At 51.5% G+C, this 26095-nt stretch carries 23 protein-coding genes; 16 read left to right on the top strand and 7 right to left on the bottom strand.

Going from position 1 to position 26095, the window contains the following annotated elements; translation table 11 throughout:
- Positions 1 to 89 precede the first annotated feature (89 nt).
- Complete coding sequence (locus tag IPF95_06855; GenBank protein ID MBK6474416.1) at positions 90 to 1094, top strand: NAD-dependent epimerase/dehydratase family protein; 1005 nt, start codon at positions 90 to 92, stop codon at positions 1092 to 1094.
- Between the two features lie 301 nt (positions 1095 to 1395).
- On the opposite strand, the gene IPF95_06850 is transcribed toward IPF95_06855, so the two are convergent.
- From IPF95_06850 to IPF95_06840, 3 genes are all read right to left on the bottom strand, one after another.
- The gene (locus tag IPF95_06850) at positions 1396 to 1749 is read right to left on the bottom strand and encodes a DUF4296 domain-containing protein (GenBank protein ID MBK6474415.1); all 354 of its coding nucleotides are present in this window, start codon (positions 1747 to 1749) and stop codon (positions 1396 to 1398) included.
- The gene (locus IPF95_06845) at positions 1746 to 3083 is read right to left on the bottom strand and encodes a dihydroorotase (protein MBK6474414.1); all 1338 of its coding nucleotides are present in this window, start codon (positions 3081 to 3083) and stop codon (positions 1746 to 1748) included. The genes IPF95_06850 and IPF95_06845 overlap by 4 nt, the downstream gene beginning before the upstream one ends.
- Before the next feature lie 226 nt (positions 3084 to 3309).
- A complete protein-coding gene (locus tag IPF95_06840) occupies positions 3310 to 4023 on the bottom strand; it encodes a polyprenol monophosphomannose synthase (protein ID MBK6474413.1) in 714 nt (237 codons plus the stop codon).
- Positions 4024 to 4317: 294 nt separating this feature from the next.
- Between IPF95_06840 and IPF95_06835 the strand changes: the two genes are divergently transcribed.
- The 4 genes from IPF95_06835 (at position 4318) to IPF95_06820 (ending at position 10178) form a co-directional block, all read left to right on the top strand.
- Positions 4318 to 6915, top strand: a complete 2598-nt coding sequence (locus IPF95_06835) for a TonB-dependent receptor plug domain-containing protein (GenBank protein ID MBK6474412.1) — start codon at positions 4318 to 4320, stop codon at positions 6913 to 6915.
- The gene (locus IPF95_06830) at positions 6915 to 8180 is read left to right on the top strand and encodes a choice-of-anchor J domain-containing protein (GenBank protein MBK6474411.1); all 1266 of its coding nucleotides are present in this window, start codon (positions 6915 to 6917) and stop codon (positions 8178 to 8180) included. The genes IPF95_06835 and IPF95_06830 overlap by 1 nt, the downstream gene beginning before the upstream one ends.
- Before the next feature lie 35 nt (positions 8181 to 8215).
- Positions 8216 to 9577 (top strand): T9SS type A sorting domain-containing protein, encoded by a 1362-nt coding sequence (locus IPF95_06825; protein ID MBK6474410.1) that lies wholly within the window; start codon positions 8216 to 8218, stop codon positions 9575 to 9577.
- A gap of 190 nt (positions 9578 to 9767) precedes the next feature.
- Positions 9768 to 10178 carry a hypothetical protein gene (locus IPF95_06820; protein ID MBK6474409.1) on the top strand — a complete coding sequence of 137 codons (411 nt, stop codon included), beginning with the start codon at positions 9768 to 9770 and terminating at the stop codon, positions 10176 to 10178.
- Positions 10179 to 10364: 186 nt separating this feature from the next.
- On the opposite strand, the gene IPF95_06815 is transcribed toward IPF95_06820, so the two are convergent.
- Positions 10365 to 11399, bottom strand: coding sequence for an endonuclease/exonuclease/phosphatase family protein (locus tag IPF95_06815; protein ID MBK6474408.1), 1035 nt, complete (start codon positions 11397 to 11399; stop codon positions 10365 to 10367).
- 122 nt (positions 11400 to 11521) lie between these two features.
- On the opposite strand from IPF95_06815, the gene IPF95_06810 reads away from it, so the two are divergent.
- Positions 11522 to 13723, top strand: coding sequence for a T9SS type A sorting domain-containing protein (locus IPF95_06810; protein ID MBK6474407.1), 2202 nt, complete (start codon positions 11522 to 11524; stop codon positions 13721 to 13723).
- Positions 13724 to 13748: 25 nt separating this feature from the next.
- Here IPF95_06810 and IPF95_06805 read toward each other — a convergent pair whose 3' ends face one another.
- The 3 genes from IPF95_06805 to IPF95_06795 form a co-directional block, all read right to left on the bottom strand.
- On the bottom strand, positions 13749 to 14393 hold the full coding sequence (locus IPF95_06805; GenBank protein MBK6474406.1) for a hypothetical protein: 645 nt from the start codon (positions 14391 to 14393) through the stop codon (positions 13749 to 13751).
- Positions 14394 to 14620: 227 nt separating this feature from the next.
- Positions 14621 to 15388, bottom strand: a complete 768-nt coding sequence (locus IPF95_06800) for an alpha/beta fold hydrolase (protein ID MBK6474405.1) — start codon at positions 15386 to 15388, stop codon at positions 14621 to 14623.
- Between the two features lie 29 nt (positions 15389 to 15417).
- Entirely contained in the window at positions 15418 to 16158 is a 741-nt protein-coding gene (locus IPF95_06795; protein MBK6474404.1) for a pyridoxine 5'-phosphate synthase, read from the bottom strand.
- A 72-nt stretch (positions 16159 to 16230) separates the two neighbouring features.
- On the opposite strand from IPF95_06795, the gene IPF95_06790 reads away from it, so the two are divergent.
- The 10 genes from IPF95_06790 (at position 16231) to IPF95_06745 (ending at position 25935) form a co-directional block, all read left to right on the top strand.
- Complete coding sequence (locus IPF95_06790; protein ID MBK6474403.1) at positions 16231 to 16893, top strand: CBS domain-containing protein; 663 nt, start codon at positions 16231 to 16233, stop codon at positions 16891 to 16893.
- Positions 16894 to 17039: 146 nt separating this feature from the next.
- On the top strand, positions 17040 to 17213 hold the full coding sequence (locus tag IPF95_06785) for a hypothetical protein (GenBank protein MBK6474402.1): 174 nt from the start codon (positions 17040 to 17042) through the stop codon (positions 17211 to 17213).
- A complete protein-coding gene (locus IPF95_06780; protein ID MBK6474401.1) occupies positions 17214 to 18623 on the top strand; it encodes a BamA/TamA family outer membrane protein in 1410 nt (469 codons plus the stop codon). It abuts the gene before it with no gap.
- 102 nt (positions 18624 to 18725) lie between these two features.
- A complete protein-coding gene (locus tag IPF95_06775; protein MBK6474400.1) occupies positions 18726 to 19628 on the top strand; it encodes an NAD kinase in 903 nt (300 codons plus the stop codon).
- A gap of 101 nt (positions 19629 to 19729) precedes the next feature.
- Positions 19730 to 20572, top strand: a complete 843-nt coding sequence (locus IPF95_06770) for a hypothetical protein (protein MBK6474399.1) — start codon at positions 19730 to 19732, stop codon at positions 20570 to 20572.
- A 58-nt stretch (positions 20573 to 20630) separates the two neighbouring features.
- Positions 20631 to 21371, top strand: coding sequence for an isoprenyl transferase (locus IPF95_06765; GenBank protein MBK6474398.1), 741 nt, complete (start codon positions 20631 to 20633; stop codon positions 21369 to 21371).
- A gap of 5 nt (positions 21372 to 21376) precedes the next feature.
- The gene (gene bamA, locus IPF95_06760) at positions 21377 to 23908 is read left to right on the top strand and encodes an outer membrane protein assembly factor BamA (protein MBK6474397.1); all 2532 of its coding nucleotides are present in this window, start codon (positions 21377 to 21379) and stop codon (positions 23906 to 23908) included.
- Between the two features lie 89 nt (positions 23909 to 23997).
- Positions 23998 to 24591: an OmpH family outer membrane protein gene (locus IPF95_06755; GenBank protein ID MBK6474396.1), complete on the top strand. Its 594-nt coding sequence runs from the start codon at positions 23998 to 24000 to the stop codon at positions 24589 to 24591.
- Between the two features lie 11 nt (positions 24592 to 24602).
- Positions 24603 to 25103, top strand: a complete 501-nt coding sequence (locus IPF95_06750; GenBank protein ID MBK6474395.1) for an OmpH family outer membrane protein — start codon at positions 24603 to 24605, stop codon at positions 25101 to 25103.
- 4 nt (positions 25104 to 25107) lie between these two features.
- Entirely contained in the window at positions 25108 to 25935 is an 828-nt protein-coding gene (locus tag IPF95_06745) for a glutamate racemase (GenBank protein ID MBK6474394.1), read from the top strand.
- Positions 25936 to 26095: the final 160 nt, after the last annotated feature.

Genomic DNA, 26095 nt, shown 5'->3' with positions numbered 1-26095 from the left:
TGTTCCACTCACATTCAACGAATGCATGATCAGTGCAAGGTCGGCAAAGATAGACGGGGTGTTCAGTGGATCGCCGTTCCTTTGCACAAATGGATCTGGTCACTGGCGGCACGGGAATAGTAGGTGCACACGTTCTTCTCGAGCTCACCATGACCGGAAAGCCGGTTCGCGCATTGGCAAGGCCGAAGAGTGACCGCACGATCCTCACACGCATTTTCAAGCACTACCAGCCCGATAGGGTTGATGAACTTTTGTCCCGGATCAATTGGTTCGAAGGCGATCTGGACAGTCCTGGAGCATTGGAAGATGCAATGGTCGGAGTAAGAAATGTATACCACGCTGCTGCGATGATCTCCTTCGATCCACGCGATGCACGGACCATGCACAAGGTGAATGTGGAGGGCACTGCGAACGTGGTGAACGCCGCATTGATAGCGGGCATTACGCGGTTGTGTTTTGTAAGTTCCATTGCTGCGATCGGCGAAGCACCTGGGCATGTGGAGCGCGATGAGACCTTACCGTGGAGTGCCGATGAATACACCTCGGCATATGCGCTGAGCAAGTACGATGCGGAACTGGAAATTCAACGCGGCATCGCCGAAGGACTGGATGCAGTGATCGTAAATCCGTGCATGATCATTGGACCCGGTGCTCCGGGTAAAAGCACCATGACCTTGATCGAACGACTGAGCAAGGGATCCCGATTCTACCCGCCCGGTAGCAACGCTTATGTCGATGCACGGGACGTTGCACAATGCATGATCAAGTTAACGGACCAAGCCCCGAACAGCGAACGCTATTTGCTCGTTGGCGAGAACCTCACCTATAAGGAATTCTTCACGCAGTTCTGTAAAGCCAATGGCAAACCAGCGCCAACGCAGGAACTAAAGCCTTGGATGCTTGCACTCGCTTGGCGCGCTGAACGCCTGCGGACCTTCCTTACACGCACCCGACCGATGGTAACCAAAGCAACCGTTCATAGCTCCATTATTGAACGGCGATACGGCAACAAGAAAGTAGTTGCGTTAACAGGACATCAATTCCGGCCGATCAAGGATGCTGTAGAGAATGTTGTGAAGTATATGAGGGGGTGAATTAGGGTGAATAGAACACAGATAACGCTGAAAACAAAGATGAACGCAGATTGTTAGTTGATAGTTGTTCGTTGTTGGTTTTACTTTCTGCCTAACACCTGACGCACGGTGCAAGAATTGTTACGCAGTGTTTTCTACTTCCGAGATCCACGTTCAGCAAAGCGAAAAACTCAGGAACTGCTAACTGCCAACTGAAACCAGCCTACTGCCACTGCAACCTGCCAACTTCTTACTGTCATTCGACCAAGCAGGCGCGACATTCTAGTTCGTCATTCCGGGCCACGACCCGGAACTACATTGATCATTCTTCATTTTTCATTCCCGAAGGGCCATCCTTCCTCTTGCTCAACTCGGTAATGATCTCCTCGTAGATGGATTCCATCTCGTTCGGGTGTTCACTGTAATGGTCGAAGGTTGCTTGGAATTGTTCCTTGGTGGTCCCTTGCTCGGCAAATAGTTCAGCATAGTATTCATCAGAAGGAACTTCGCCCATATGCGATACCGTCAACTCATGGTTCATGCGAGCCTCGATCAACTGCGCCTCCAATAGAACGCTCACGAATTTTTCGCGTGGCAACAGGTCAGCGGGCGGTTGGGCCTTCTTGGTTCCACAAGCGAAAAGCAACGCTACTAGCAAAAGTTGGGTAAGCTTCATCGTGCAAAACTTAATCGCTGCCCCCGTACCGAACGGTCCACTTTTCCATCAGCGTACACCATGCGGCCGTTCACCCATGTGTTCAACACTTTCGATCGGAATTGCTGCCCTTCGAATGGCGACCAACCACATTTGTATAGGAGATTTTCTTTGGACACGGTCCAGGGTGCGTCGAGATCCACCAATACCAGATCGGCATGGTGACCTTCAGCAACGTACCCACGCTTGGAAACTTGGAACAACCGAGCTGGAGCATGGCACAGTTTCTCCACCACTTCCGCAATGGTGAACACATCCTGATGCATCAGTTCCAGCATGGCCACCAGTGAATGCTGGATCAATGGTCCACCGGATGGACATTGGGCATACGGACTTTCCTTTTCTTGCAGGGTATGCGGCGCATGGTCTGTTGCTACCACGTCGATCCGTCCATCACGCACCGCTTCGCGAATGGCATCTCGATCCGCAGCAGTTTTTACAGCAGGGTTCCATTTGATCAGTGCGCCTTTTTCTGCATATGCAACATCGGTGAACCAAAGATGATGGATGCATGCTTCCGCAGTAATGCGCTTTTCCTCCAACGGTCCGGGCTGGAACAACGCGGTTTCTTTTGCGGTACTTATGTGCAATACATGCAACCGCGTGTTGTGTGCAAGCGCAAGCGCAACGGCATTGCTGCTACTGGTGTAACAGGCTTCAGCACTGCGGATCAACGGATGTTGTTCCATCGGAATGGCATCGCCCCAGCGCCCTATGGCCTGCTGCATATTGGCGCGGATCGTCGCTTCATCCTCGGCATGGATCGCGAGGAGCATGTGCGCCTCGCGGAATAAATTCTCTAGCGTTGCGGGATCATCCACCAACATATTGCCTGTACTGGAACCGAGGAATGCTTTCAATCCACAGACTGATCCGGGATCGGTACGCAATGCTTCATCCAAATTGGAATTGCTGATCCCCATGTAGAACGAATAGTTCACCAATGAACTAGCCGCGCCCAGGCCGTACTTCATCTCCAATAATTCCTGTGTAAGCGTTTGGGGTTCCGTATTCGGCATCTCCATGAAACTGGTCACTCCGCCTGCAGCGGCAGCTGCTGTAGCATGGGCGATATCCTCCTTATGGGTCATTCCCGGCTCCCGAAAATGCACTTGATCATCGATCACCCCTGGCAAGAGATAAGCTCCTTTCGCATCCAACTCTTGTACACCATGCACTTCACCAAGCCCATCAACTTCAACACGCTCGATCATGCCATCACGCACCAGTACATCTGCCCGATAGACAGCTCCTTCGTTGACAATACGTGCGTTGCGTATAAGGTGGTTGTTCATTTTATTATATTCCTTTATGGGTACAGAGTACTGGGTAGTAGGCTCTTGTCTTATGTCTTATGTCTTATGCTTTGTGCCTCGAGTCTTGGATGTTCGTTTATTCTGTCGGCGGAGGCGAAATGAACTAGGTGGTGAATGTTATTTCCCAAGACAAAATTCAAGCAAAGCGAAAAATTCCGGGACTGCTAACTGCCATTACCTACTGCTAACTGACCTACCCCAACTCCTATCGTTTCAAACCCATGCGCATCTGCATCACACCAATGATTGCTTCCTTAAAGATACCGGAATTCATTTTGCTCTTTCCCTTCACACGATCGATGAACGTGATCGGAACCTCTTTGATCTTGAATCCAGCGAGACGCACGCGGTATTTCATTTCGATCTGGAATGCATAACCGATAAAGCGCACATGATCCAAGGCCAACTTCTCCAGCACATGGCGTTTGTAGCACACGAAACCGGCAGTGGTATCGCGCACACCCAACCAAAGTATTGCCCTTACGTACATGCTCGCGCCTACACTGAGCATCACGCGGTCCCAGGACCAATCCTTCACCTTTCCCCCTTTCACATAACGGGAGCCAACGGACATATCCGCACCATCTGCACAAGCCTGGTACAAACGCAAAAGATCATTGGGATCATGACTGAAGTCCGCATCCATCTCGAAGATGTAGTCATACTTCTTCTCGATCGCCCATTTGAACCCTTTGATGTATGCGGTACCCAAACCAAGTTTTCCGCTGCGTTCGATCAGGTGTACGCGGTCCGGATGTTCCTGCATCATCCCCTTCACAAGCGCCCCTGTCCCATCGGGCGAACCATCATCAACTACCAGCACATCGAATAACGTCGCCAAACCCAGGACATGCGCAATGATGTCGCGGATATTCTCTTTCTCATTAAAAGTGGGGATTATGACCAAACGGGTGTTCACGCGGGGAAAATTGAAGGCGGTAAAGATAGGTGTAGCTAAAATCCTTGCTCTCTAGGCATTTGCCAATAAAGATCAACGCTTTCAGATACGCCCAGCAACAGTTGATCCGCCCAGGAAAAATGACCTCAAAAAATTAACGCTGATGATATCCCTCCGATCCAACCCTGCACAGTATCTTCGCAGGCCCAAAAAGAAATGGGAAGTAAAATTGGCCGGTGGGTTTCCCATTACGGTGAGAGCAGATGTAACCACCGAACCAAGAGCTAAGTCCGTCATCACATTACTTTGTACGCTATGCAAACACCCTTACCCGAAAACGCATCAGGCAGCACCGGAAGCGCGACCCAACGTATTTCCTTGAGCGGAGCGGTAAGTGCGGTATGCGCGATCCTGTTCCTTGCGATCGGTACGTTGTCTGCACAAGTGGATAGTACCACGTTGGAGCTTCCACCGGACACCACTATTGTACCGGACCGCCAGACACCGATCATTACCGTTACTGCGGATGATCTTGATTCCGAACTAGGTGGGCAGGACGTTTCGGGTATCCTGCAATCGTCACGGGATATTTTTATTTCAACTGCGGGATTCAACTTCGGTTCCGCGCGTTTCCGTATTCGCGGTTACGATAGCGATAACACCTTGGTCACCATGAACGGCGTTATGGTCAACGACCTGGAATCGGGGTGGGCCAGTTGGAGCGATTGGGGCGGACTGAACGATGTGACCCGCTACACCTCAGTAACTGCTGGTGTGGGACCTACGAATTTCAACTTCGGCAGTATCGGCGGTACATCCGATATCAACATCCGTCCCGGTGCGGTAAGAAAAGGCATCCGTGTTTCTTATGCCTCAGCGAATCGTTCGTACAACAACCGGATCATGTTATCTGGCAGTACCGGTGTGATGAAGAATGGTTGGAACGTTAGCTTTTCCGGCTCACGTCGATGGGCGCAGGAAGGTTACGTGCCTGGCACACCGTTCAACGCCTATGCGTATTACCTGGCTGCGGAAAAGCAATTGAGCAAGAAACACGCGGTGAGCTTCGCTGGTTTCGGAGCACCGATCGTACGCGGTCGTCAAGGCTTGGCCATCCAGGAGGCCTACGACCTTGCTGGCACAAATTATTACAACCCGAATTGGGGCTACCAGGATGGCGAAGTGCGCAATGCGCGGATGACCTTCGATCATAAACCATTGGTGATGGCAAGCCACATCTTCACACCTACCGATAGTGTTACGTTGACCACTACCGTGTTCTATGCTTTCGGAAGGGATGGATCAACGCAGTTGAACTGGTTCGATGCACAGGATCCACGACCGGACTATTACCGTTATCTGCCAAGCTACAATGCACTACAGGATCCCGGTCTTGCTGCACAACAAGCGGTATCCTGGAGTAGTGACCCAAGCGTACAACAGCTCAACTGGGACCAGTTCTACTTCGCGAACGATAAGAATTTGTACACCGTTGAGAATGCGAACGGCTCTGGCACGTCCGTTACCGGGAACCGGAGCAAATACATTGTTGAAGAGCAACGTGCAGACCCGAAGCGGATCGGACTCAATAGCGTTTACCGAAAGAACCTGCTCAACAACCGGAACATTACTGTCGGATTGAATTTCAATCGTCAAAGCACCCATTATTTTAACGTTCTGGATGACCTCTTAGGTGGAGACTTCTGGGTGGATATCGACCAATTCGCGGATCGCGATTTCGATGACCCGATCATCTCCCAGAACGACTTGAGCACACCGAACAAGGTAGCAAAAGAAGGTGATGTTATCGGATGGGATTACAACATTGTAACGCGCGCTACGAGCCTGTTCGGTCAGTACGAAAAGAAATGGCAGAAGGTAGAAGTTTATGCAGCTGCGCATTTGGCACAAACCTCGTTCCGCAGAGATGGCAATGTGCAAAATGGTCGCTTCCCTGAAACATCGGAAGGCAAAGGCGAGAGCCAGGATTTCTTGACCGGTGGTATTAAAGCAGGAGCTACATACAAGATCACAGGTCGCCAGTTCATTGTAGCCAATGCTGCTTATTTGAACCGCCCACCGTCACCGCGGAATTCGTTCCTATCTGCACGTACCCGTCCGGATGTGATCCCTGGTCTCCAGAGCGAATCCGTTTATACCGGTGATATCGGTTACGTGGTGCGGTACGCTCGACTAAAGGCACGTGCGACGTTCTACTACACCAAAATGATGGACCAGATGTGGAGCCGCTTCTACTACAATGACGAAGCGTTGACCGTGGTGAACTACAGCATGAGCGGTGTGGACCAGATCAACAAAGGCGTGGAAGTAGGTATCGAAGCGAACTTGACCAGCACGATCCAAATGACAGCGGTATATGCCGGTGGCGATTATCGGTATTCCAGCCGTCCGTTGGCCACGATCACTCAGAACAACAGTGCGAACACATTCGCAGAGAACCGCGTGATCTACTGGGAGAACTACAAAGTCGGTGGCATGCCACAGACCGCTGCCTCGGTCGGTCTCCGGTACAACCATCCTAAATTCTGGTTCGTTGGTTTTAACGCGAACTACTTCGGTAACATTTATTTGGACCCCAACCCGGACCGCCGCACGGCTGAAGCTATCGGCAACTACGTGGATAGCGACCCGCAAGTGGCCCAATTATTGGACCAAGTGCAGTTGGATGACAACTACACCGTGGACGCTTTCGCTGGCAAATCGTGGATGATCCAGCGGAAATACCGGATCGCATTGAATATCTCCGTGAGCAATATCCTGAACAACCAGGACTTCAAAGTAGGCGGTTTCGAGCAATTGCGTTACGACCGCACCAACGTAGACAAATTCCCCCCGAAGTTCAGCTACCTCTATGGCCGCAATTACTTCGCAATGCTTACCTTCAGTTTCTAATGACCACACGAAAGAAGAATCCCATGAATTTTAAGACCATTGTACTTGGCCTCGTTGCCATATTGACCGTAGTGGCCTGCAAGAAGGAATTCGACGCGCCACCGATCCGGACGTTACCTGTTGGCGAGGTAATCACCCTCAAGCAATTGCGAGCCATGCATGTTCAGAATGCCAATCACAAGTTCGTAGGTGACACGTCGATCTACGCAGTGGTAACAGCTGATGAAGTTTCCGGCAACCTGTATAAAACAGTCTATGCACAGGACGATTCTGCCGCAATCGTTCTTAAGCTGGTATCTTCTGGAGGGATCTACATTGGAGATAGTATACGCATTGTGCTTAAGGGCACCTTTCTTAACGACTATAATGGCATGGTCCAGCTAGATAGTGTTAATGTGGACAACAACGTTGTGAAACAAGCAACCCAGGTCTTTAAAACACCGGAATTGGTTACTATTTCAGAGCTTGCTCAGAGTTATACACCCCGCTGGGACCACCCATTTCAAGGCAAATTGGTCATGTTGGATTCCGTTCAATTCGTAACCGGTGAGGCAATTGGCTCTACATATTCTGTCGGACAGACTACTGTGAACCGGAACATTGAGAACTGCATCGGTCAATCCGTATTCGTGCGCAATAGTGGTTATTCCAACTTTGCAACGAATCCACTTCCTCAGGGTCGTGGAACGTTCGTTGGTGTCCTTGGTACATTTGATACGGATGCACAACTGTACATACGGAACATTAACGAGATCCAACTGAACGGTCCGCGTTGTAACGGCGAGGTACTTCCCATTTTCAATAAGGATTTTGGAGATGGTAGCATGATATCCGGCGGATGGACACAACAGGCCGTGATCGGAAATATCCCATGGACATACAGCACACTGGGGGGAGGACAATATGGTCTCTGCAAGAATTACTTTGGGACAAATACGGCCTGTGAATCATGGTACATTTCACCTTCCATAGATCTTTCTAATACGAATGCTCCTGTTTTGACATTCCAGAATGCGAGCAACTATACTGGAGCTCAACTGGAATTGTTATTTTCAACGGACTATGTTGGAGGTGCACCTTCTTCTGCAACGTGGAGTCCGATTCAATTCACGCTTAGTTCAGGTGGGTTTGTTTGGATTTCTAGTGGAACAATAAGTCTTTTACCATACATGCAATCCAACTTCCATTTGGCATTCAAATATGTTGGTTCCAACTTCGATGGCAAGACATGGGAGATCGATGACATTCGGATCTCTGACCAATAATTTGCAAACGAACACAACCCCTAATCCCCATACACATGAAACACATTACACTTTTTGCAATGGCCGCCTTGTTCGGAGGAGCCATGAACGCACAGGTCTTTACCAGTGGAGTAGAGGCTTGGACAGACTCACTACCCGATGACTTCGTTGGTTCTAAGACCAATATTGCATTGAGCGACATCGGACAGGTAGATGCCAACCCGCATAGTGGCACGTATGCCGTGCGCTTGGAGAACACCACTACTTCACACAAGCGCTTCACTACACAGACAGTGACCGTTGTTGAAGGAGAAACCTATGACATTACCTTTTGGGTACGTGGCGAAGGTGATATCCGCGTAGGTCTTTATGATGGCCGTCCGGGAACGAGCTCTGGCTACTCCCCTTACAACCCACAGAATTACGTAGCCATAAGCGGTAACACATGGCAGGAGCTGACGCTATCTGTTGTTGCCGGGAACGATACAACGGGTGCAGAGTTCATTTTCAGCGTGCGCAGCACGGTTGCACCAGAGCATTTGGTCATCGATGATGTGAATATCGAGACCGGTGCTGCACAGGGTGATACCCCGATCTATGACATCCAGTTCACCACGGCACCGGATGGAGCATCCCCTATGGAGAACCAATCCGTTTCCACTTCGGGTATCGTAACAGCAATTTTCCCTGCTGGTGGTGCTAACCCAGGCTACTTCCTACAAGATGGCCCGGGTCCTTGGAACGGCGTTTTTGTTTACGACAATACGAACATTCCAAGTTTGGGAGATGAGATCTCGTTAACAGCGACCGTTACGGAATACTTCACACTCACCGAATTGACGGGTGTAGTTGGATACACTGTTGAAAGCACTGGCAATCCACTTCCTGCAGCTTCATTCACGAGCACATTCGGTGCAGGTTCCGAGCAGTACGAGGGCGTATTGGTTACGGCCAACAATGCGAATTGCACGGATCCTTCCGCAGCCAATGGTCAATGGATCATTGACAATGGAACCGGTCCTTTATTCGTAAGTCCTTTGATCTACGACTACCCGAACCCTGCACAAGGAACACTGTATGACGTTACCGGACCAATATTCTACGCTTTCAGCGAGTGGAAGGTATTGCCACGTGACATCAATGATGTGGTCTTCGCAACCAGCATCGGCGAATTCGCAGGTAGCACGGTGACTGTGTTCCCGAACCCAGCGGATAACGCATTGACCATGGACCTCGGCAGCGTTAACGGTCGCACGGAATACACTGTAAGCGATGCAACCGGCCGTATTGTATTGACTGATATGGTGAACACGCAACGCAGCACTGTTGACGTAAGCGTACTCAGCAACGGCATCTATGTAGTGACCCTACGTAACGCTGATGCAATTTGGAGCACCCGTGTGCAGGTGCAGCACTAAGTAGCTGAACTAAAACAAAAAAACGCCCCGTGCTCGTTGGAGTACGGGGCGTTTTCGTTTGCTGTATATGTACAGCAGCTGAAGTACATAAAGGTTTCCCGGGGCACCGTTCAAGCCGTTACATTTATCCCACTAAAGGAGATTTGAAAGAAATATTGGGGCTCTGATCCATCGAACAAAATCCAAGTCAATGAAAAACAGTTCTAATTTTCACGGAGCACTCCTAATGCTTCTCTTTAGTGTCATTCTTACCGGATGCAAAAAGGAGAAGAACAGAATTTGTGAGCTGTATGATAGTCCTGTTGGCTACGCTGTAGGCTTCATTGAAGACTATGAGTCAAGCGCTGTAAAAGTGCATTACACGTATTCTTACTACGTTGATTCAATCAGCTATGCTGGCACTGAAAAGGTCTATGGCCTTTGGAAAAAAGATACGGACATGCTGGGCAGGTCATTCCTTGTGGTTTATGCACTGGGAGAACCTTTGAATAGTGACCTGAACACTGACCATAGCCTGACCACGGAGATGGATCTTCAACAGTTCACGGACGAACATCAGGGCTCACCACCACCACCTGATTTTCCGAACCGGTGCCGATAAGTGTGTACTCCAACTATTGGTGCGAGACTCCTGCACCATAGGCGGTCAGGCAAGTCCTACTGCTCTCGGTCGAATTCATCGAGCGGAACCGAGTTAGGGCACCTCGACTCCGCTCGGCGACCTAACTCGGCTGCGGAGTAGGTCTTCGAGCGGAACGGATTAGGACTTCGAGCGGAGCTGAGAAGCCTACTTCGCCTCCTTCACCAGGATCAAGAATACCGGGAAGTGGTCACTGTACCCATCCTGATAGGTATCGCCAACGAATGTGCGCGACGGGTAGCCGGCGTAACTGCCGTCCTTTTGTCGGAGATAAGCTTCATTGAACACACGCGTGCCGTAGTACTTGTAGGCCCCCCCTGCACCGGTGAACATACCGGGAGAGATCAGGATCTGATCGAACAAGTTCCATGAATCGCGCCACGCCAAAGAGCCGATTCCTTTTTGGTACAACGCATGCATCGGGTTGAAGAAGTTAACTCCGGTCACAAGCTTTTTATCACCTGTTGCACGCATGTGTTTTTGCACGCTCGGGTTCACGGGATCATCGTTGAGGTCGCCCATGTATAGGATATGTGCATTGGGGTTGATCCTAAGCAAGGAATCCACGATGTGGCGCCCAAGATCCGCAGCTGCTTCACGCAACGGTTGTGATCTTTTCTCACCTCCTCTGCGGCTCGGCCAGTGGTTCACGATCACGTGTGTTGTATCACCATCCAGAATGCCGCTCACCAACAATTGATCACGTGTTTTGAACGTGGTATCAGCAGTATACAACCGGTAGGCCTTGTGGCTGAACACAGTGTATTGTGCGGGGTCATAAAGCAATGCCACATCAACACCACGGCGGTACCAACAATCCTCGTGAACGATCTTCATGCCGCGCGCTTTCAAAGCATCTGCGGCTACAAGGTCATTGAGCACATTCTTATTCTCCACCTCACACAGACCGATCAACGCAAGGCCGTTGGGTTGCACATCCTTACCCATATCAGCGATAACACCAGCCATCTTATTGATCTTCCTGAAATACCGTTCGGTGCCCCAGAACTTGCTACTTTCAGGGAGGAACTCGGCATCGTCCACATCGGGAGCATCCAACGTATCATACAAGTTTTCAACGTTGTAAAAGCCCAACAATGCAGGGATATAGGCCATTTTCTCTTCTTGTGCTTGAGTAGCACCAAAGAATAACGTGGCGATAAGAACGAGTGAGGTGCGCATGGTACGATCGTCTGTTGGGGGCGCCGAATTTAAGTCATCAGATCCGGGTCTCAGTCGTATTGCCAAGATCCGTGCCGTTGTCTTTCATAAGACCAAGGCCAAAACCGCCGTTCCTTTGCACCATGCGTTTCTTGTTTTCACTAACGATCCTCACTGTTGTAACGTCCGGTTACGCGCAGACACCCATTGACCAAGCTCGGAACCTACCGGTCGGCACCTCGGCTACCGTTAGCGGTATTGTGACCAATGGTTCGGAGTTCGGTTCGATCCGTTACGTGCAGGATGCGACAGGAGGTCTGGCACTTTTTCCGGGCACAGGTTCCACAGGGGGATTCAGTCCGACGGTTGGAACAGACATTACCGTAACCGGAACCGTGAAGGATTATTACGGCTTGTTGGAGTTGGATCCCATCAGTGCGTTCACGATCAACAGTACAGGCAATGCGTCTCCTACAGCACAAGTGATCAACCCTTCGCAAATTGGCGAATCATACGAGGGTGAATTGGTCCGCGTGAACAATTGCACATTCGCCAATGCAGGTGGCACCTTCTCAAGCGGATCTGGATCGTTCAGCAGCAACGGTCAATCCGGCATCATCTATTTACGCACGGGGCATCCATTGATCGGCACGACGATCCCGCTTGGCGCGATCGACCTTGTTGCGATCGTATCGCAATACACAACGTCAACACCTGCATCGGATGGCTACCAGCTCCTACCTCGGACCAGCGCCGATCTGATCGCGAGCAACACGATCACGATCACAAGTCCGATCACGCAAGCGAATATCGTTCCCGACGGCTTCACCCTTTTCTGGACAACGAATTTAGCAGGCACTTCGAACGTTGCGTACGGAACAACACCTGCACTTGGGTCCGTCACATCGGGTTCAGGAACCACTACGGATCATTCCTTGGCATTGACCGGTTTACAACCTGCTTCCTTCTACTATGCCCGTTGTTTCTCGGTATTGAGCACGGATACGGCATGGTCAACCACTACCTACTATTCCACTGCCTCCACCAACCCCGGATCGGTCGCTGCATATTTCACCCATTCCGTGGATAATAGTGTAGCAACCATCTCTCCAGCGATCAGTCTCGGGAATTTGATCGATGACACGGTGCGTGCTTACATCGATCGCGCACAACAGACCTTGGAATATGCGGTGTACAATACTACCACCACAGGGATCACCACCTCGCTGAACAATGCGTATGACCGTGGCGTACAGATCCGCATCATTGCAGAAGCGAGCAACAGCAACTCTGCGTTGAACAATTTGAATGTTGCCATTCCCATTCTGTTCAGACAGAATTCACAAGGGAGCGGCATGCACAACAAGTTCATGGTGATCGATGCGGATGACCTGAACAACGCCTTCACAGTGACCGGCAGTACGAACTATACCAACAGCAGTTTTTACACCGATGCGAACAACCTGATCATCATCGAGGACCAAGCGTTGGCGCGTTGCTATCGGATGGAGTTCAATGAAATGTGGGGTGGATCCGGAACACAACCCGATCTCGCGAACAGCAAATTCGGTGCGGATAAGACCAACAACACGCCACACTTATTCAATGTCGGTGGCACACTGATCGAAAGCAGTTTCTCTCCTTCGGACGGCACTACGGCACGGATCGACGCTGCACTTCGGACTACGGACGCTACTGTCGAATTCGCGTTGTTCGCGTTCACGATGAACTCCCTCATAAGTACATTGACAACTGTTGATGCCCTACCCGAAAGGACCGTGCGCGGGGTCATGGAAACGGATGATATGGACATGGGCACGTACCAGGATCTATTGGATGGCGGCATTGATGTTCGACCGGACGGAGACCCGGACAGTTACCTGCACCATAAGTATGCGATCGTGGACAGAGGGACCGTAGCGGCAGCCGATCCGCTGGTGATAACAGGTTCGCACAACTGGAGCTACAATGCAGAAACGTTGAACGACGAGAATACCTTGATCATCCACAACGACGAGATCGCAGATCACTTTTATCAGGAATGGGTTGCACGTTGGACACTTGCTGTTGGCGTAAACGAAGCATCAAGAAGCACGATGGAATTCAACGCGTGGCCGAATCCAACGCATGATCAGTTCAACATTCAGTTCGAAGCGTTGCAAGGAGGGTTGGTACACACGAACGTACTGGATGCCACGGGTCGCGTGGTCATCAACTCGAATGTAGTTGCAGCGCCAGGTTCGAACAGGATCACGATGGATGTCCATGGACTGGCTCCGGGCACCTACGTTATTCAGATCGAAGAAAATGGTAGCCGTGGGCACAAGGTCTTCGTGAAAGAGTAGATCGCGCCTCGCTTTCTACCGTTGCTTACTTCGGAAAGCGCAGTGGGTGCCGTTCGTTGTAGAGCCGAAGAAATCGGAAAAGGGCTTCATCCGAATTCCGTTGCTTTTTCGAAAGTGACCGGAACTCTTCCAATAACACTGGATCGGTCTGCAATGCTCTGTCCATGCCCGCAGCGTTGAACGCTAGGAATTCGCCGGTATCCATGTGCAGCATTTGTTGCACCACCACGGTGCGATTTATTGTTCCGGAATTGTACATGTACGGATCCCAATCGCGGTACGTCACCTCATACATCATGTGCGAAAGACTACCCATTAGTCCGATGCGGTAGAAGCCATTTCCCGCAGCGATATAGACCGCATCATTCTGGCAGAAACCCCACAGCTTCTCTTTGCGAATGGTCTGTTGCGCACCTGTATCCGATTGCCATACCAACTTACTCACCACACGACGGATATCCGTCACTGGGCCACCCTCATCACGCAGCGCTTCGATCGGAACAGTTGGTCGGTTGTATCGGAACGCATTGAAATCCGCGTAAACACCGTCGTGCAGATCGAAGCCTCCGTAATACGTTTGCCATTCCGTTTGGTCGGGAATGTTGTCGGATTGCGCGTGAATATTAAGCGCAATAACCAGTCCGATAAGCACATAAATAAAACGCATCATCAATTAACTAAGGACAAATTCCATACCACAGGCCAAGGGTTGTTTCAATCCGTAATTTAGGAAGGAACCAATCACCCAAGGCGTAGATCGATCGAACATCCAGATCGCAGGAATCAGAAATGGATCGCGAACGAAACAAAGCGAAGATCGGAAACCTCTCAAGACCCTAACGTAACACTAACCGAGACCTCAAGAATTAGGAATTAGAGATCGACCAACGGGAGCAATCAGGAATTAGAATTTGAACGTATCATCTCAACCACCTCATCCGGCGCCTGCGCATGCACCCAATGCCCGGCGTATGAGATCGTCTCGATCCTGCTGTTCGGGAACTGCTCTTTTATTGCCGGAATATCTTCACGGAGGATGTAATCGCTTTGCCCGCCACGGATGAACAGTGTTGGGACCTTGACCATCTTCGAACCGATCCCCGCGAGGATGTGATCCATCTTTTTCGCGAGTAGATCGATATTCATTCGCCACGCCAATTCACCTTCGCTCTTCCAGTACAAATTCTTCATCAGAAAAGACACCACGCCGGGTTCCGGGACCTTACTGATCATATATTCCTCCACCTCCTTACGCGTACGCCCTTTTGAAATATCAGCGTTCAACAGGGCATCAACTATGTACTGTTGCGTATTCGCATGTTCCTTCGGACTGATGTCCACCACGATCAAGCGCTTCAACAATTCCGGCCATCGCTGCGCGAATTCCATGGCTGTTTTCCCACCCATGCTATGGCCCACGAGAACGAGTTCCTTCAACCCAAGACCAGTGACAAGTGCATGCACATCCGCAGCCATGAGCGGGTAGGAAGTTTCCGTTCCATGTTCCGATCGACCATGATCACGCAGGTCAACGAGCAACACATCCAAGGCCGTTACCGAAGCATCAGATGGTGTGCCCAGTTCCTTGCCAATGCTTCCCCAATTATCGGAGCTTCCGAAAAGTCCGTGCAGGATCACCACGGGTGTCGCGCCTTCGGGACCCATGCGGCGGTAGTGAAGTTCAACGGTAGTCATTATTTCACTGAAGGGATCAACGCATCGCCCCGCAACTCACGCAGGTACAATTGGATCGTATTCTCCATGCCGTAACGCAACGCATCACAGATCAACGCATGACCGATGGATACCTCATTCAACCCCGGAACACGCGCGTTGAAGAATGCGAGATTGTGTCGACTCAGATCATGGCCTGCATTCAGACCAAGTCCACACAGTGTTGCATGGATCGCCGCTTTTGTGAACGGTGCTACCGCTGCTTCGCGATCCGCACCGTATCCTGCCGCATAGGGCTCGGTATACAATTCAATGCGGTCCGCACCCGTTCTTGCAGCATGATCGATCTGATCAAGATCCGTACCCATGAACAGCGACGTGCGAATACCGGCTTTTTTGAACGTGGCCACCACCTCGACGAGTTGCGCTTGGTTCGCGATCGCATCCCAACCGGCATTGCTGGTAAGCACACCGGGCGGATCGGGCACCAACGTCACTTGAGCAGGCATTACTTGCAACACAAGCGCAATGAACTCCTCACTGGGATACCCTTCAATATTGAATTCCGTGGTAAGCACCGGCTTCAATGCGAACACATCACTTCTACGAATATGGCGTTCATCGGGTCGCGGATGCACTGTTATTCCTTGTGCTCCCCATCGCTCAATATCCAGCGCCATGGCCACCACATCGGGGTCGTTGGCACCACGTGCATTGCGGATCGTAGCAAGTTTGTTGATATTCACACTGAGTCTTGTCACCTGTCTGTTGCGTTACTTTGTTCCCCTTGGGTTCAGCAAAAGTAGGACCCAAGGCTCGACCGATCCGTTACCATGCATGCGCTTGACCTCATAACCCCGGATATTCCACCGTTGCGTCCGCACGACGATATAAAGCGTGCATTGGATTGGATGGAAGAGTTCAAGGTGATGCATTTACCTGTGGTGAATGAAAAGCGGCTGGTTGGTCTGGTGAAGGATACGGACCTTATGGAATGCGCCGATGCGCACGCACTCGTTAGTACCGTAATGGAGCAAGTGGAGATCCCGTTCGCACGGGCCGGGCAGCACATCTATGACGTAATGAAGCTTTTCAGCGAACGCGGCCTATCGGTTGTTCCGGTGTTGGATGAAATGGGCGTATATGTTGGATCGATCACCGAACACCAAGCGTTGTTGAAATTAGCTGAGCTTGCGAATGTCGGCGAACCCGGCAGCATCGTGATCCTGGAAATGAACCTGATCGACTACAGTTTGCAATTGATCTCACGGATCGTGGAAGGCAACGATGCACGGATCCTGAGCGTTTACTGCCACACGTTGCCAGGCACCAATCGCACGGAGGTGACCCTGAAGATCAATCGAGAGGACATCAGCGATATCCTGCAGACCTTCGAGCGTTATGATATTTTCGTGAAGTCCACCTTCCAAGGCTCTCGCTTTCAGGACGATCTTCGTGGGCGGTATGATGAACTCATGCGCTTTATCAACACCTGAAAGCTGGGTTTGATGAACGGTGAATGGATAGTACGCTCTCCGGTTCAAGACCGGAGTGACAGACGATGAAAGAACTGATCTACGCAGATAGATGTGGCTGCAAGCGGCTTCGGACTCGGAGGTGAATGGTGATTGGTGAATGGTGAATGGATAGAACACGCTCCGGTCCAAGTGCCGTATCACCGGATGCCAGGCCCGGAGAGAAGGACGCTGAACGAATGGATGAACGCGGCCTTTCGCCATGTGGCGGGATCCTTAGTTACACTGTTACTGTTCGAATGGTCGACATGGGTCCATTGAATGGATACACGTCCATATAGATGAGATCGAAGTTGACCATACCAATGTTCATCTGCATGCTGTTCAGCAGCACAGCGCTTTTTGCGCAAGAAACCGCCGTGAGCGACAGCGTGGTCATACAGGTAATGGGCGTAGCAATTTCAGGGAATAAGGTCACCCGGGATCGGATCATTTTGCGGGAACTGGTGGTGAAAGAAGGAGAGGCATGCGGTTCCACAGCACTGTATGAAAAACTGGAACGCAGCCGTCAGAACCTGATGAATACAGGGCTGTTCAATAGTGTCACCGTTTTGCCGTTGTACCTGAATAAGACAACCGCGATGATCGAGGTAACGGTGAACGAACGCTGGTATTGGTGGCCCGCGCTCGTCTTCGACCTAGCGGACCCGAACTTCAATACGTGGTGGCTCACCAAGGACCTTAGCCGTGTGAACTACGGCGTGTACCTCTACAAATACAATTTCCGCGGGCAGAATGAAACGGTCTACGTCAATGCACAGTTCGGTTATACCCAACAGTATGCCATCCGGTACAAAGTACCCTATCTGGACAAACAGCAGAAATGGGGCATGTCCGTTGGTGCGAGCTTTTACCAACAGGCGGAGATCACGGCAGGCACCCTCGATAACAAACGCATCCTTATCCGGAACCCGGATGGGAGCAACAGGGATGTGTGGAGCGCCGACATCGGCGCAACCTTGCGCAAGACCCATGATTTCCGACATAGCTGGCGATTGGGCTTCACACAGGCCGAAGTGGCGGATACGATCGTACACGTGGCTGAGGATTATTTCAACGGCAACTCCAACACCACCCGTTACCTGAGCCTCACTTATTCCGTGACCTGGGATAAACGGAACCTCCGATCGTTCCCGACGAAAGGTCATTTTGCTGAGCTAAGACTGGACCGTTACGGATTAGGGCTATTGGACAAGAATGCACCGGAAGTTACCACGGCCTACCTGGAAGCTACCCGTTGGTTCAAATTGAACGAACGCTTCACCTTCGCTCTGGGCGCACGCGGCAAACGCACCTTCGGTAGGCAGCCTTATTATGTGCAACAAGGATTGGGATACCGCAATTCAGTGCGAGGCTATGAGTACTATGTGATCGACGGTGATCATTATGCATTGGGCAAGGCCAACTTCCTGTTCGCGTTGTTCAAACCGAAGACCTTCCGGGTGGAGTTCATTCCCATTGAGAGTTTCCGCACCGTGTATTTCGCGTTGTACTTGGATGCATTCGTGGATGCGGGTTACGTATGGGATAGCCGCTATGCCGATCAGAACTTTCTGGCGAATTCACCCATGTCCGGCTATGGCCTTGGTCTGGACCTAGTTACCAGTTATGATCAGGTAGCACGGTTGGAATACACCTTCAATGCCTTGGGCGAGAGCGGTTTCTTTTTGCATTTTACGCATCCATTCTAGCACGCACCTTGAACTTATTCTTGGATGTAAGCATGTTCGCAACACGCGAAATGGGAATACACCCAACTGCAATATCTTTGGACGGAACCCAACGACCAACGGATGCGCGTAGGTGTAAATGGTAGAGCAAAGGATATTAGCGGCACACCTGCTGTTATCCGTGTATTGGAACAGATCCATGCAGCTGGGCTTGAGTTGGCATTGACTCCCGATATGGCCACTTGGCTCAATGAGACTGCGGGATCAATTCCGTGGAAGGTCCTCACTGAAGCGCCGCTCGAGGCACAGGGGTTGGATATGATGATCAGCCTTGGTGGCGATGGCAGCTTGCTGGATACCGTGGCCATGGTAGGCCGATCCGAAGTACCCGTAGTAGGGATCAACTTGGGCCGGTTGGGCTTCTTATCCAATGTTCGCTTAGAGGAAGTGGACGAAGCACTCGCGGTGATCAAACAAGGCAAGCACACCATATTGGACCGCTCGTTGGTAGAAGTTACGAACCATGCGGATATACTGAGCACGCAGAATTTCGCGCTGAACGAGGTAACCCTTCACAAACGGGACAGTGCGAGCATGCTTGCCGTGCATGTACACTTGGGCGAGACCTACCTGAACACGTATTGGGCCGATGGATTGATCATTGCCACACCCACTGGATCCACCGCCTATTCACTCAGTTGTGGCGGCCCTGTGCTGGACCCATCGAACAATGCGCTGATCATCACACCCATCAGTCCGCATAACCTCAATGTGCGGCCCTTTGTGGTCCCCAATCATTTAACGCTCCACCTTCAACTGGAGGCGCGTTCGGCCAAGTGCCTATTGAATCTCGATTCGCGCAGCCATGCGATCCACGGACAAAGCATGGTCACCGTGCGCAAGGCCGATTTTGTGGTAAAGATGATCCAGATCGAAGAAGGGGAATTCCTACCCACGTTACGGGCAAAGCTCAATTGGGGCTTGGATATCCGGAGTCCGAAAGTGGAAAAGAACGCTAAACGTTGATATGTAGGTCAGTAGAAGGACTCAGAGGTTGCGGATCCAGATTACCTTCGCGCTCGCTAGCTAGGACATACCAATTCCGGGCTACGAACGTTGGTACCGGGATGCTACGCAAGATCTGCCTACTCATTGTGATCGGCTCGCTGATACAGGTTCACGCCCAAGTGAATGAGATCGGCATCACCGGTGGCCTTATGTACTACATCGGTGACCTGAATCCTACGCGGCACTATCCAAAAGGCACTAAACCAGCGGTCGGCATTGTGTTCCGGCATAACATCAACGATCGCTATGCCATTCGCCTTCAAGGGCTTTACGGAACTTTACAGGCTTCGGACAGCAATAGTCCGGATAGCCTACAACAGCTACGCAACCTGAGCTTCCGTTCCCGCTTGTTCGAGGCTGCCGTTCTATTTGAGATCAATTTCTTCAAATACCGCGACAAAGGCAAAGAAGGCAAATTCTGGACACCGTTCATTTTTGGTGGGCTTGCTTATTTCAGGGCCGACCCGCAAGCGCAACTGGGTGATACCTGGATCCGGTTACAACCATTAGGAACAGAGGGCCAAGGCACAACGGTAGCAGATAGGGACATCTACAAGATCGATCAGATCGCCATTCCGTTCGGTGCCGGGTTGAAGGCCAATGTGGGCCGGTTCGACTTCCAGTTGGAATGGGGACTACGTCGCACCTGGACGGATTATATCGACGATGTGAGCGGGAAATACGTGGATAATGGATTGCTAGAGTTCGAGAACGGACCCATCGCTGCGATCTACGCGGACCGCAGTGGACTGCCCCAGGCGGGCATCTCCAATGCAGGCCGTGCACGGGGCGATACGAACACACGCGATTGGTACCAGTACACCGGATTTTCGATCACTTACATCCTGAGCAGATTCTCCGATTGCGACGAACAGTACAACTGGATGCGTCGAAGAAATTGATACCGCGAATTTCGCGACCTTTGCACCCCATTTTAATACGCCCTTGACCACCGAAGAAATACTTGGCCGCATCGACACCACCAAGGTGCCGAAGCATATTGCTATCATTATGGATGGCAATGGGCGTTGGGCCAAGGCGAACGGCGAGCACCGCGTAGTGGGCCACGCCACCGGTGTACGCAGTGTACGCGAAGCCTTGGTTGCTGCTACGGAGGTGGGCGTGGAATACTTAACGCTCTACGCATTCAGCACGGAGAACTGGAACCGACCAGCGAATGAAGTCGCTGCATTGATGGACCTCTTGGTGCAGACCATAGCGGGTGAGCTGGAGGAATTGAACAAGAACGGCGTTCGGCTGCAAGCGATCGGCGATGTTGAAAGCCTTCCTGCTACATGCCGGGATACCCTGCGCAATGCGATCGACAATACCGCCAAGAACGATCGGATAACCTTGGTACTGGCCCTGAGCTACAGTTCACGTTGGGAGATCCTGCGCATGGCCCGCAACCTTGCAAGGGCTGCCAAGAACGGCGAGATCGATCCGGAAGAGATCGATGAGCAAATGATCGGCAACGAACTCACCACCGCCGGTATCCCCGATCCGGAACTATTGATCCGCACCAGTGGAGAGCAACGGATCAGCAATTTCCTGCTGTGGCAGATCGCCTATGCGGAACTCTGGTTCACGCCTGTACTGTGGCCGGATTTCAAGAAAGAGCATCTCTACAGTGCCATACTCGATTATCAGAACCGTGAGCGTCGCTTCGGCCTTATCAGTGAACAAGTGACCCCGGGTTGAAAGCAATGCGTTGGTATATCGTACTTCTTCTAGTGTTCATCGGCGGTTCAGCTTTCGCACAGACCAGCGGGCCTACCATGGATCCGGCGCATGCATCGGAATATGAGATCGGTGGGATCACCGTTAGCGGCACCGTTACTACGGATCCTAACGCCGTAAAACTGTTCACAGGGCTGCAAGTAGGTGATAAGGTCACGGTGCCCGGCGAACGGATCACCAACGCGATCCGCCAATTGTGGGACCAGCAGTTGTTCAGCGATGTCCGCATCGATGCAGCGGAGATCCGTGGGCGAGTCATCTTCCTGAACATCATTGTGGTCGAAAAGCCTCGCCTATCGCGTTTCAAGTTCAAGGGCCCGAACAAGAGCGAAGCTGATAAATTGCGCGAAGAGATCCAATTGGTCCGCGGGCAACAAGTGAATGATGCCCTGATCGCCAATGCCTCGAATGCGATCGAACGCTATTACATCGATAAAGGATTCCTGAAGGCCAGCGTGAACATCATCCAGATCAATGACACGGTAAAGACCGCACCGGAGAATAGTGTACTGTTGATCCTTGAGGTGGAGAAGAACAAGAAAGTGAAGATCAAGGATGTGGTGTTCACCGGGAACAACAATATCAAATCGAGAAAGCTGCGCAAGGCGATGAAGAAGACCCGCCAGAAGCGCTGGTGGAATTTCTTCGGCAGCAGCAAATTCCTATGGAGCGAGTACAGGAACGACAAGAACAGCGTGTTGGACCTGTACAATGAAAAAGGCTATCGCAACGCGGCCATCGTGTCGGATACCATGTATTTCGTGAGGGAGAAACGGGTAAGGGTGGAGATCGCCATGGATGAAGGTCCTGAATTCCGTTTCCGCAACATCACCTACACCGGCAACAGCAAGCACTCGGATGCGCAGTTGGCGGAGATCATGAACATCAACAAAGGCGATATCTACAACAAGAAATTGCTGGACAGCAGATTGTACATGAACCAAGCAGGCCGCGACATCAGCTCGTTGTACATGGATGATGGTTACCTGGCGTTCTATCCGGACCCCATTGAGCTACTTGTACCTGGCGATAGCATCGATATCGATATCCGGATCCGCGAGGGCAAACAATACCGCATCCGGAACGTGATCATAAAAGGCAATACGAAGACCACGGAACATGTGATCCGCAGAGAGATCTACACAAAGCCGGGACAATTGTTCAACCGCAGTGATGTGATCCGTACACAGCGGGAGCTCTCCACCTTGGGTTACTTCAATCCGGAATCTATGGGTGTGAATCCGATCCAGGATGCACGTACCGGCACCGTGGATCTGGAGTACACCGTAGAGGAAAAACCAAGTGACCGATTGGAATTGAGCGGTGGTTGGGGCGCAGGGCGCGTAGTGCTCTCATTGGGCCTATCGTTCACCAACTTCAGCATGCGGAATCTGTTCAAAGGTTCGGCATGGACACCTTTGCCTAGCGGAGATGGCCAGACGTTGAACCTTAGAGCACAGACCAACGGACGGTTCTTCCAATCGTACAGCTTATCCTTCGTGGAACCTTGGTTGGGTGGCCGGAAACCGAATGCGCTCAGCATATCCGCGTATCGCAGTGTACAGACCAATGGCGAGAACAGGTTCATAGACACCGAAGATGGCCGCATAGCAAACCCATTGCGCCAATCCTTGATCATTACAGGTGTAACCCTAGGCATCGGCAAGCGTCTGCAGTGGCCGGACAACTATTTCATCCTCCGCCAGACCTTGGGCTATCAATTGTACGATCTGAAGAACTATTCGAGCGGAGCCGTGGTCTTCTCGTTCACGAACGGTGTCAGCAATGTGCTTTCCTACACGCTCCAGTTATCGCGTAGCTCCATCGACCAACCGTTCTTCTCCAGAACAGGATCGAACACCACGATATCCGTGAAGGCCACCCCACCCTATTCGCTCTTCCAACCGGAGCGCGATTGGGCGGATCTGGAACCGGAGCAGCGTTACGAATGGGCGGAGTTCCACAAATGGAAATTCAGTACGCAGTGGTTCAATAAGCTCACCAACCCGAAAAGCGGTCGCAGTTTGGTGTTGATGACCCGTGCCGGATTCGGCTTCTTGGGAAGGTACAACAGTTCGTTGGGCGATTCGCCGTTCGAGCGGTTCTATTTGGGTGGAAGTGCGTTAACGGGCTTCCAGTTGGATGGTCGTGAGATATTGGGCTTACGCGGCTATGATGATTTCTCGCTCGCACCGAACACCGGGAATTTCGTAGTGGCCAAATACACCGCGGAATTGCGCTACCCGATCTCCTTGAACCCATCGGCCACCATTTTCACCCTTGCGTTCCTGGAAGCCGGTAACAGCTACGGCAGTTTCAATGATTTCGACCCCTTCAAACTATACCGTTCAGCTGGTATAGGATTGCGATTGAACCTCCCGATGTTCGGCCCCATGGGCTTGGATTACGGGTGGCGTTTGGATGATGTACCGAATCTTCCGAGCATGGCCAAAAGTCAGTTCCATTTCACGATCGGCATAGATCTTGGCGAGTTATAGACCGGATCACCTATTTTCGACGGCTCCGCATGAAGAACAACCTCATATATACGATCGCTCTGCTAGCTGCTTTTGCATTCGCCCCAAAGATGGATGCACAACGGATCGCATTCGTGAACACCAAGTACATCATGGATAATATGCCGGAATACAGTACGGCACAGAAAGAGCTCGATCGCTCGAGTGCGCAGTGGCAGGAGGAGATCGATGAACGGCATCTGGGGATCAAACGGATGCGTGAGTCGTACAATGCGGAAGCGATCCTCCTTACGGAAGAGATGAAGCGCAGTCGCATGGAGGAGATCGATCGTCGCGAACGCGAAGCACGTGACCTGCAGAAACGCAGATTCGGCCCTGGTGGTGATCTCTTCAAGAAGCGCGAAGAACTCATCAAGCCGATCCAGGACCGCGTATACGATGCGATCAAGGAAATAGCAGGAACCAGCTATATCGCTGTGTTCGACCTGGGCGGAAGCAGCAGCAATCTGTTGTTCGCCAGTGAGAAATACGATAAGAGCGATACTGTTCTGCGCAAGCTTGGTATCCGTCCGGGAAAGGAAGGGACCGATGGCGCGAACGACGATGAGAAATTCGGCGAAGACCCGCCGGAAGAAGAAAAGCCTGATCCCGGAAAGGGCGGAATTGACCCTAGAGGCGGCAAGGACGAAGTAAAACCACGATGAACAAACGAACAATGAAAACTGTATTTCTCGCACTCGGCTTATTGCTGAGCACCGTACCGATGGCCACCGCACAGAAGCTCGGTCACATCGATCGCCAGCAATTGATGCTCTTGCTACCTGGCCGCAAAGCAGCTGAAACGAAAATGCAGGACTTTGCCAAGACCTTGGATGATCGCTTGAAAGCGATGGGTGCCGAGTACCAGCAAAAAGTTGCCGATGCACAAAAAGATGCCCCGGACATGACCCAGACACAAAAAGATATGGTTGTGACGGAGATCCAAGATCTGGAGCAACGCATCCAAGCAGCGCAGGAAAAAGCACAGGAGGACCTAGCCAAGCAGGAAGAGGAATTGTTGCGTCCTATGGTAACGGAGACCAACGCGGCGATCAAGAAAGTAGCTGAAGCGAACAACTTCGTCTACATCTTCGATGTAAGCACGGGCTTTGTCCTGTACTACGATAAAGGTGAGGACATTCTACCGTTGGTAAAAGCCGAATTGAAGATCCCTTGATCAGATGGACCCACGTCCCATCGGTATCTTCGACAGCGGGATCGGTGGGTTAACAGTGACCAATGCAATGCAGCAGGCGCTCCCTACGGAGCGCCTGCTCTATTTCGCGGATACGGTACACATTCCCTACGGACAGCGTTCGTTGGAGGAAGTACGTCAATTCAGCACCGCCATAACCCGGGTATTGATCGCAGCGGATTGCAAACTCATTGTGATAGCGTGCAACACCGCTTCTGCCGCAGCACTCGCCCACTTGCGCGCACACTTCCCTACCGTCGCGTTCGTCGGCATGGAGCCAGCAGTAAAACCGGCCGTGGAACAAACGCTCAGCGGTGTCGTGGGCGTTATCGCCACCACGGCCACTTTCCAAAGCGCTGTCTATGCCAGTGTGGTCGGTCGCTTTGCGAAGGATGTTGAAGTGATCCACCAACCTTGCCCCGGCCTGGTGCAACAAATAGAAGCCGGCGAGTTAGAGACCGATCATACAGAAAAAATGCTGCGCGGTTGGCTGGAACCGATGCTGGCCAAGAACATCGACGCATTGGTATTGGGCTGCACGCACTACCCGTTCGTACGCCCGTTGATCGAACGCATCCTTGGCCCTAGTGTCCGCATCATCGACCCGGCACCTGCCGTTGCAAAACAGGTCGACCGGATCCTTGAACAGCGCGACCTGAACGCACCCGCGAAGCAAGTTGGTGGCTTGGTTGCTTACACAAGTGGCGCTACGGAACAGTTCACGGCGTTGTTGCCACTACTTGGGTTGGAGCAGATGGAAGTTCGCGGGGCTGTTTGGGGAGATGGGGATGAGGTGTTGGAGTTGGGTGGGTAGGAGATTGTTGCTGTTGATATTATTTGGAGATTATGATACCAAGGAGTATCGTTGCAACGGGGTGGGTTGCCGCCAGCCTTAATAACCGGGTGCATGATCTTAGCATAGAGTTAATATAGCCGCGGTGATCTTGCACTACAATAAAGCGACTACATTCGTG

This window comes from Flavobacteriales bacterium (assembly GCA_016704485.1).
Lineage (GTDB): Bacteria > Bacteroidota > Bacteroidia > Flavobacteriales_F > PHOS-HE28 > PHOS-HE28.
The sequence above is the reverse complement of the archived record's forward strand: the minus strand, read 5'-3'. Positions and strand labels throughout refer to the sequence as shown.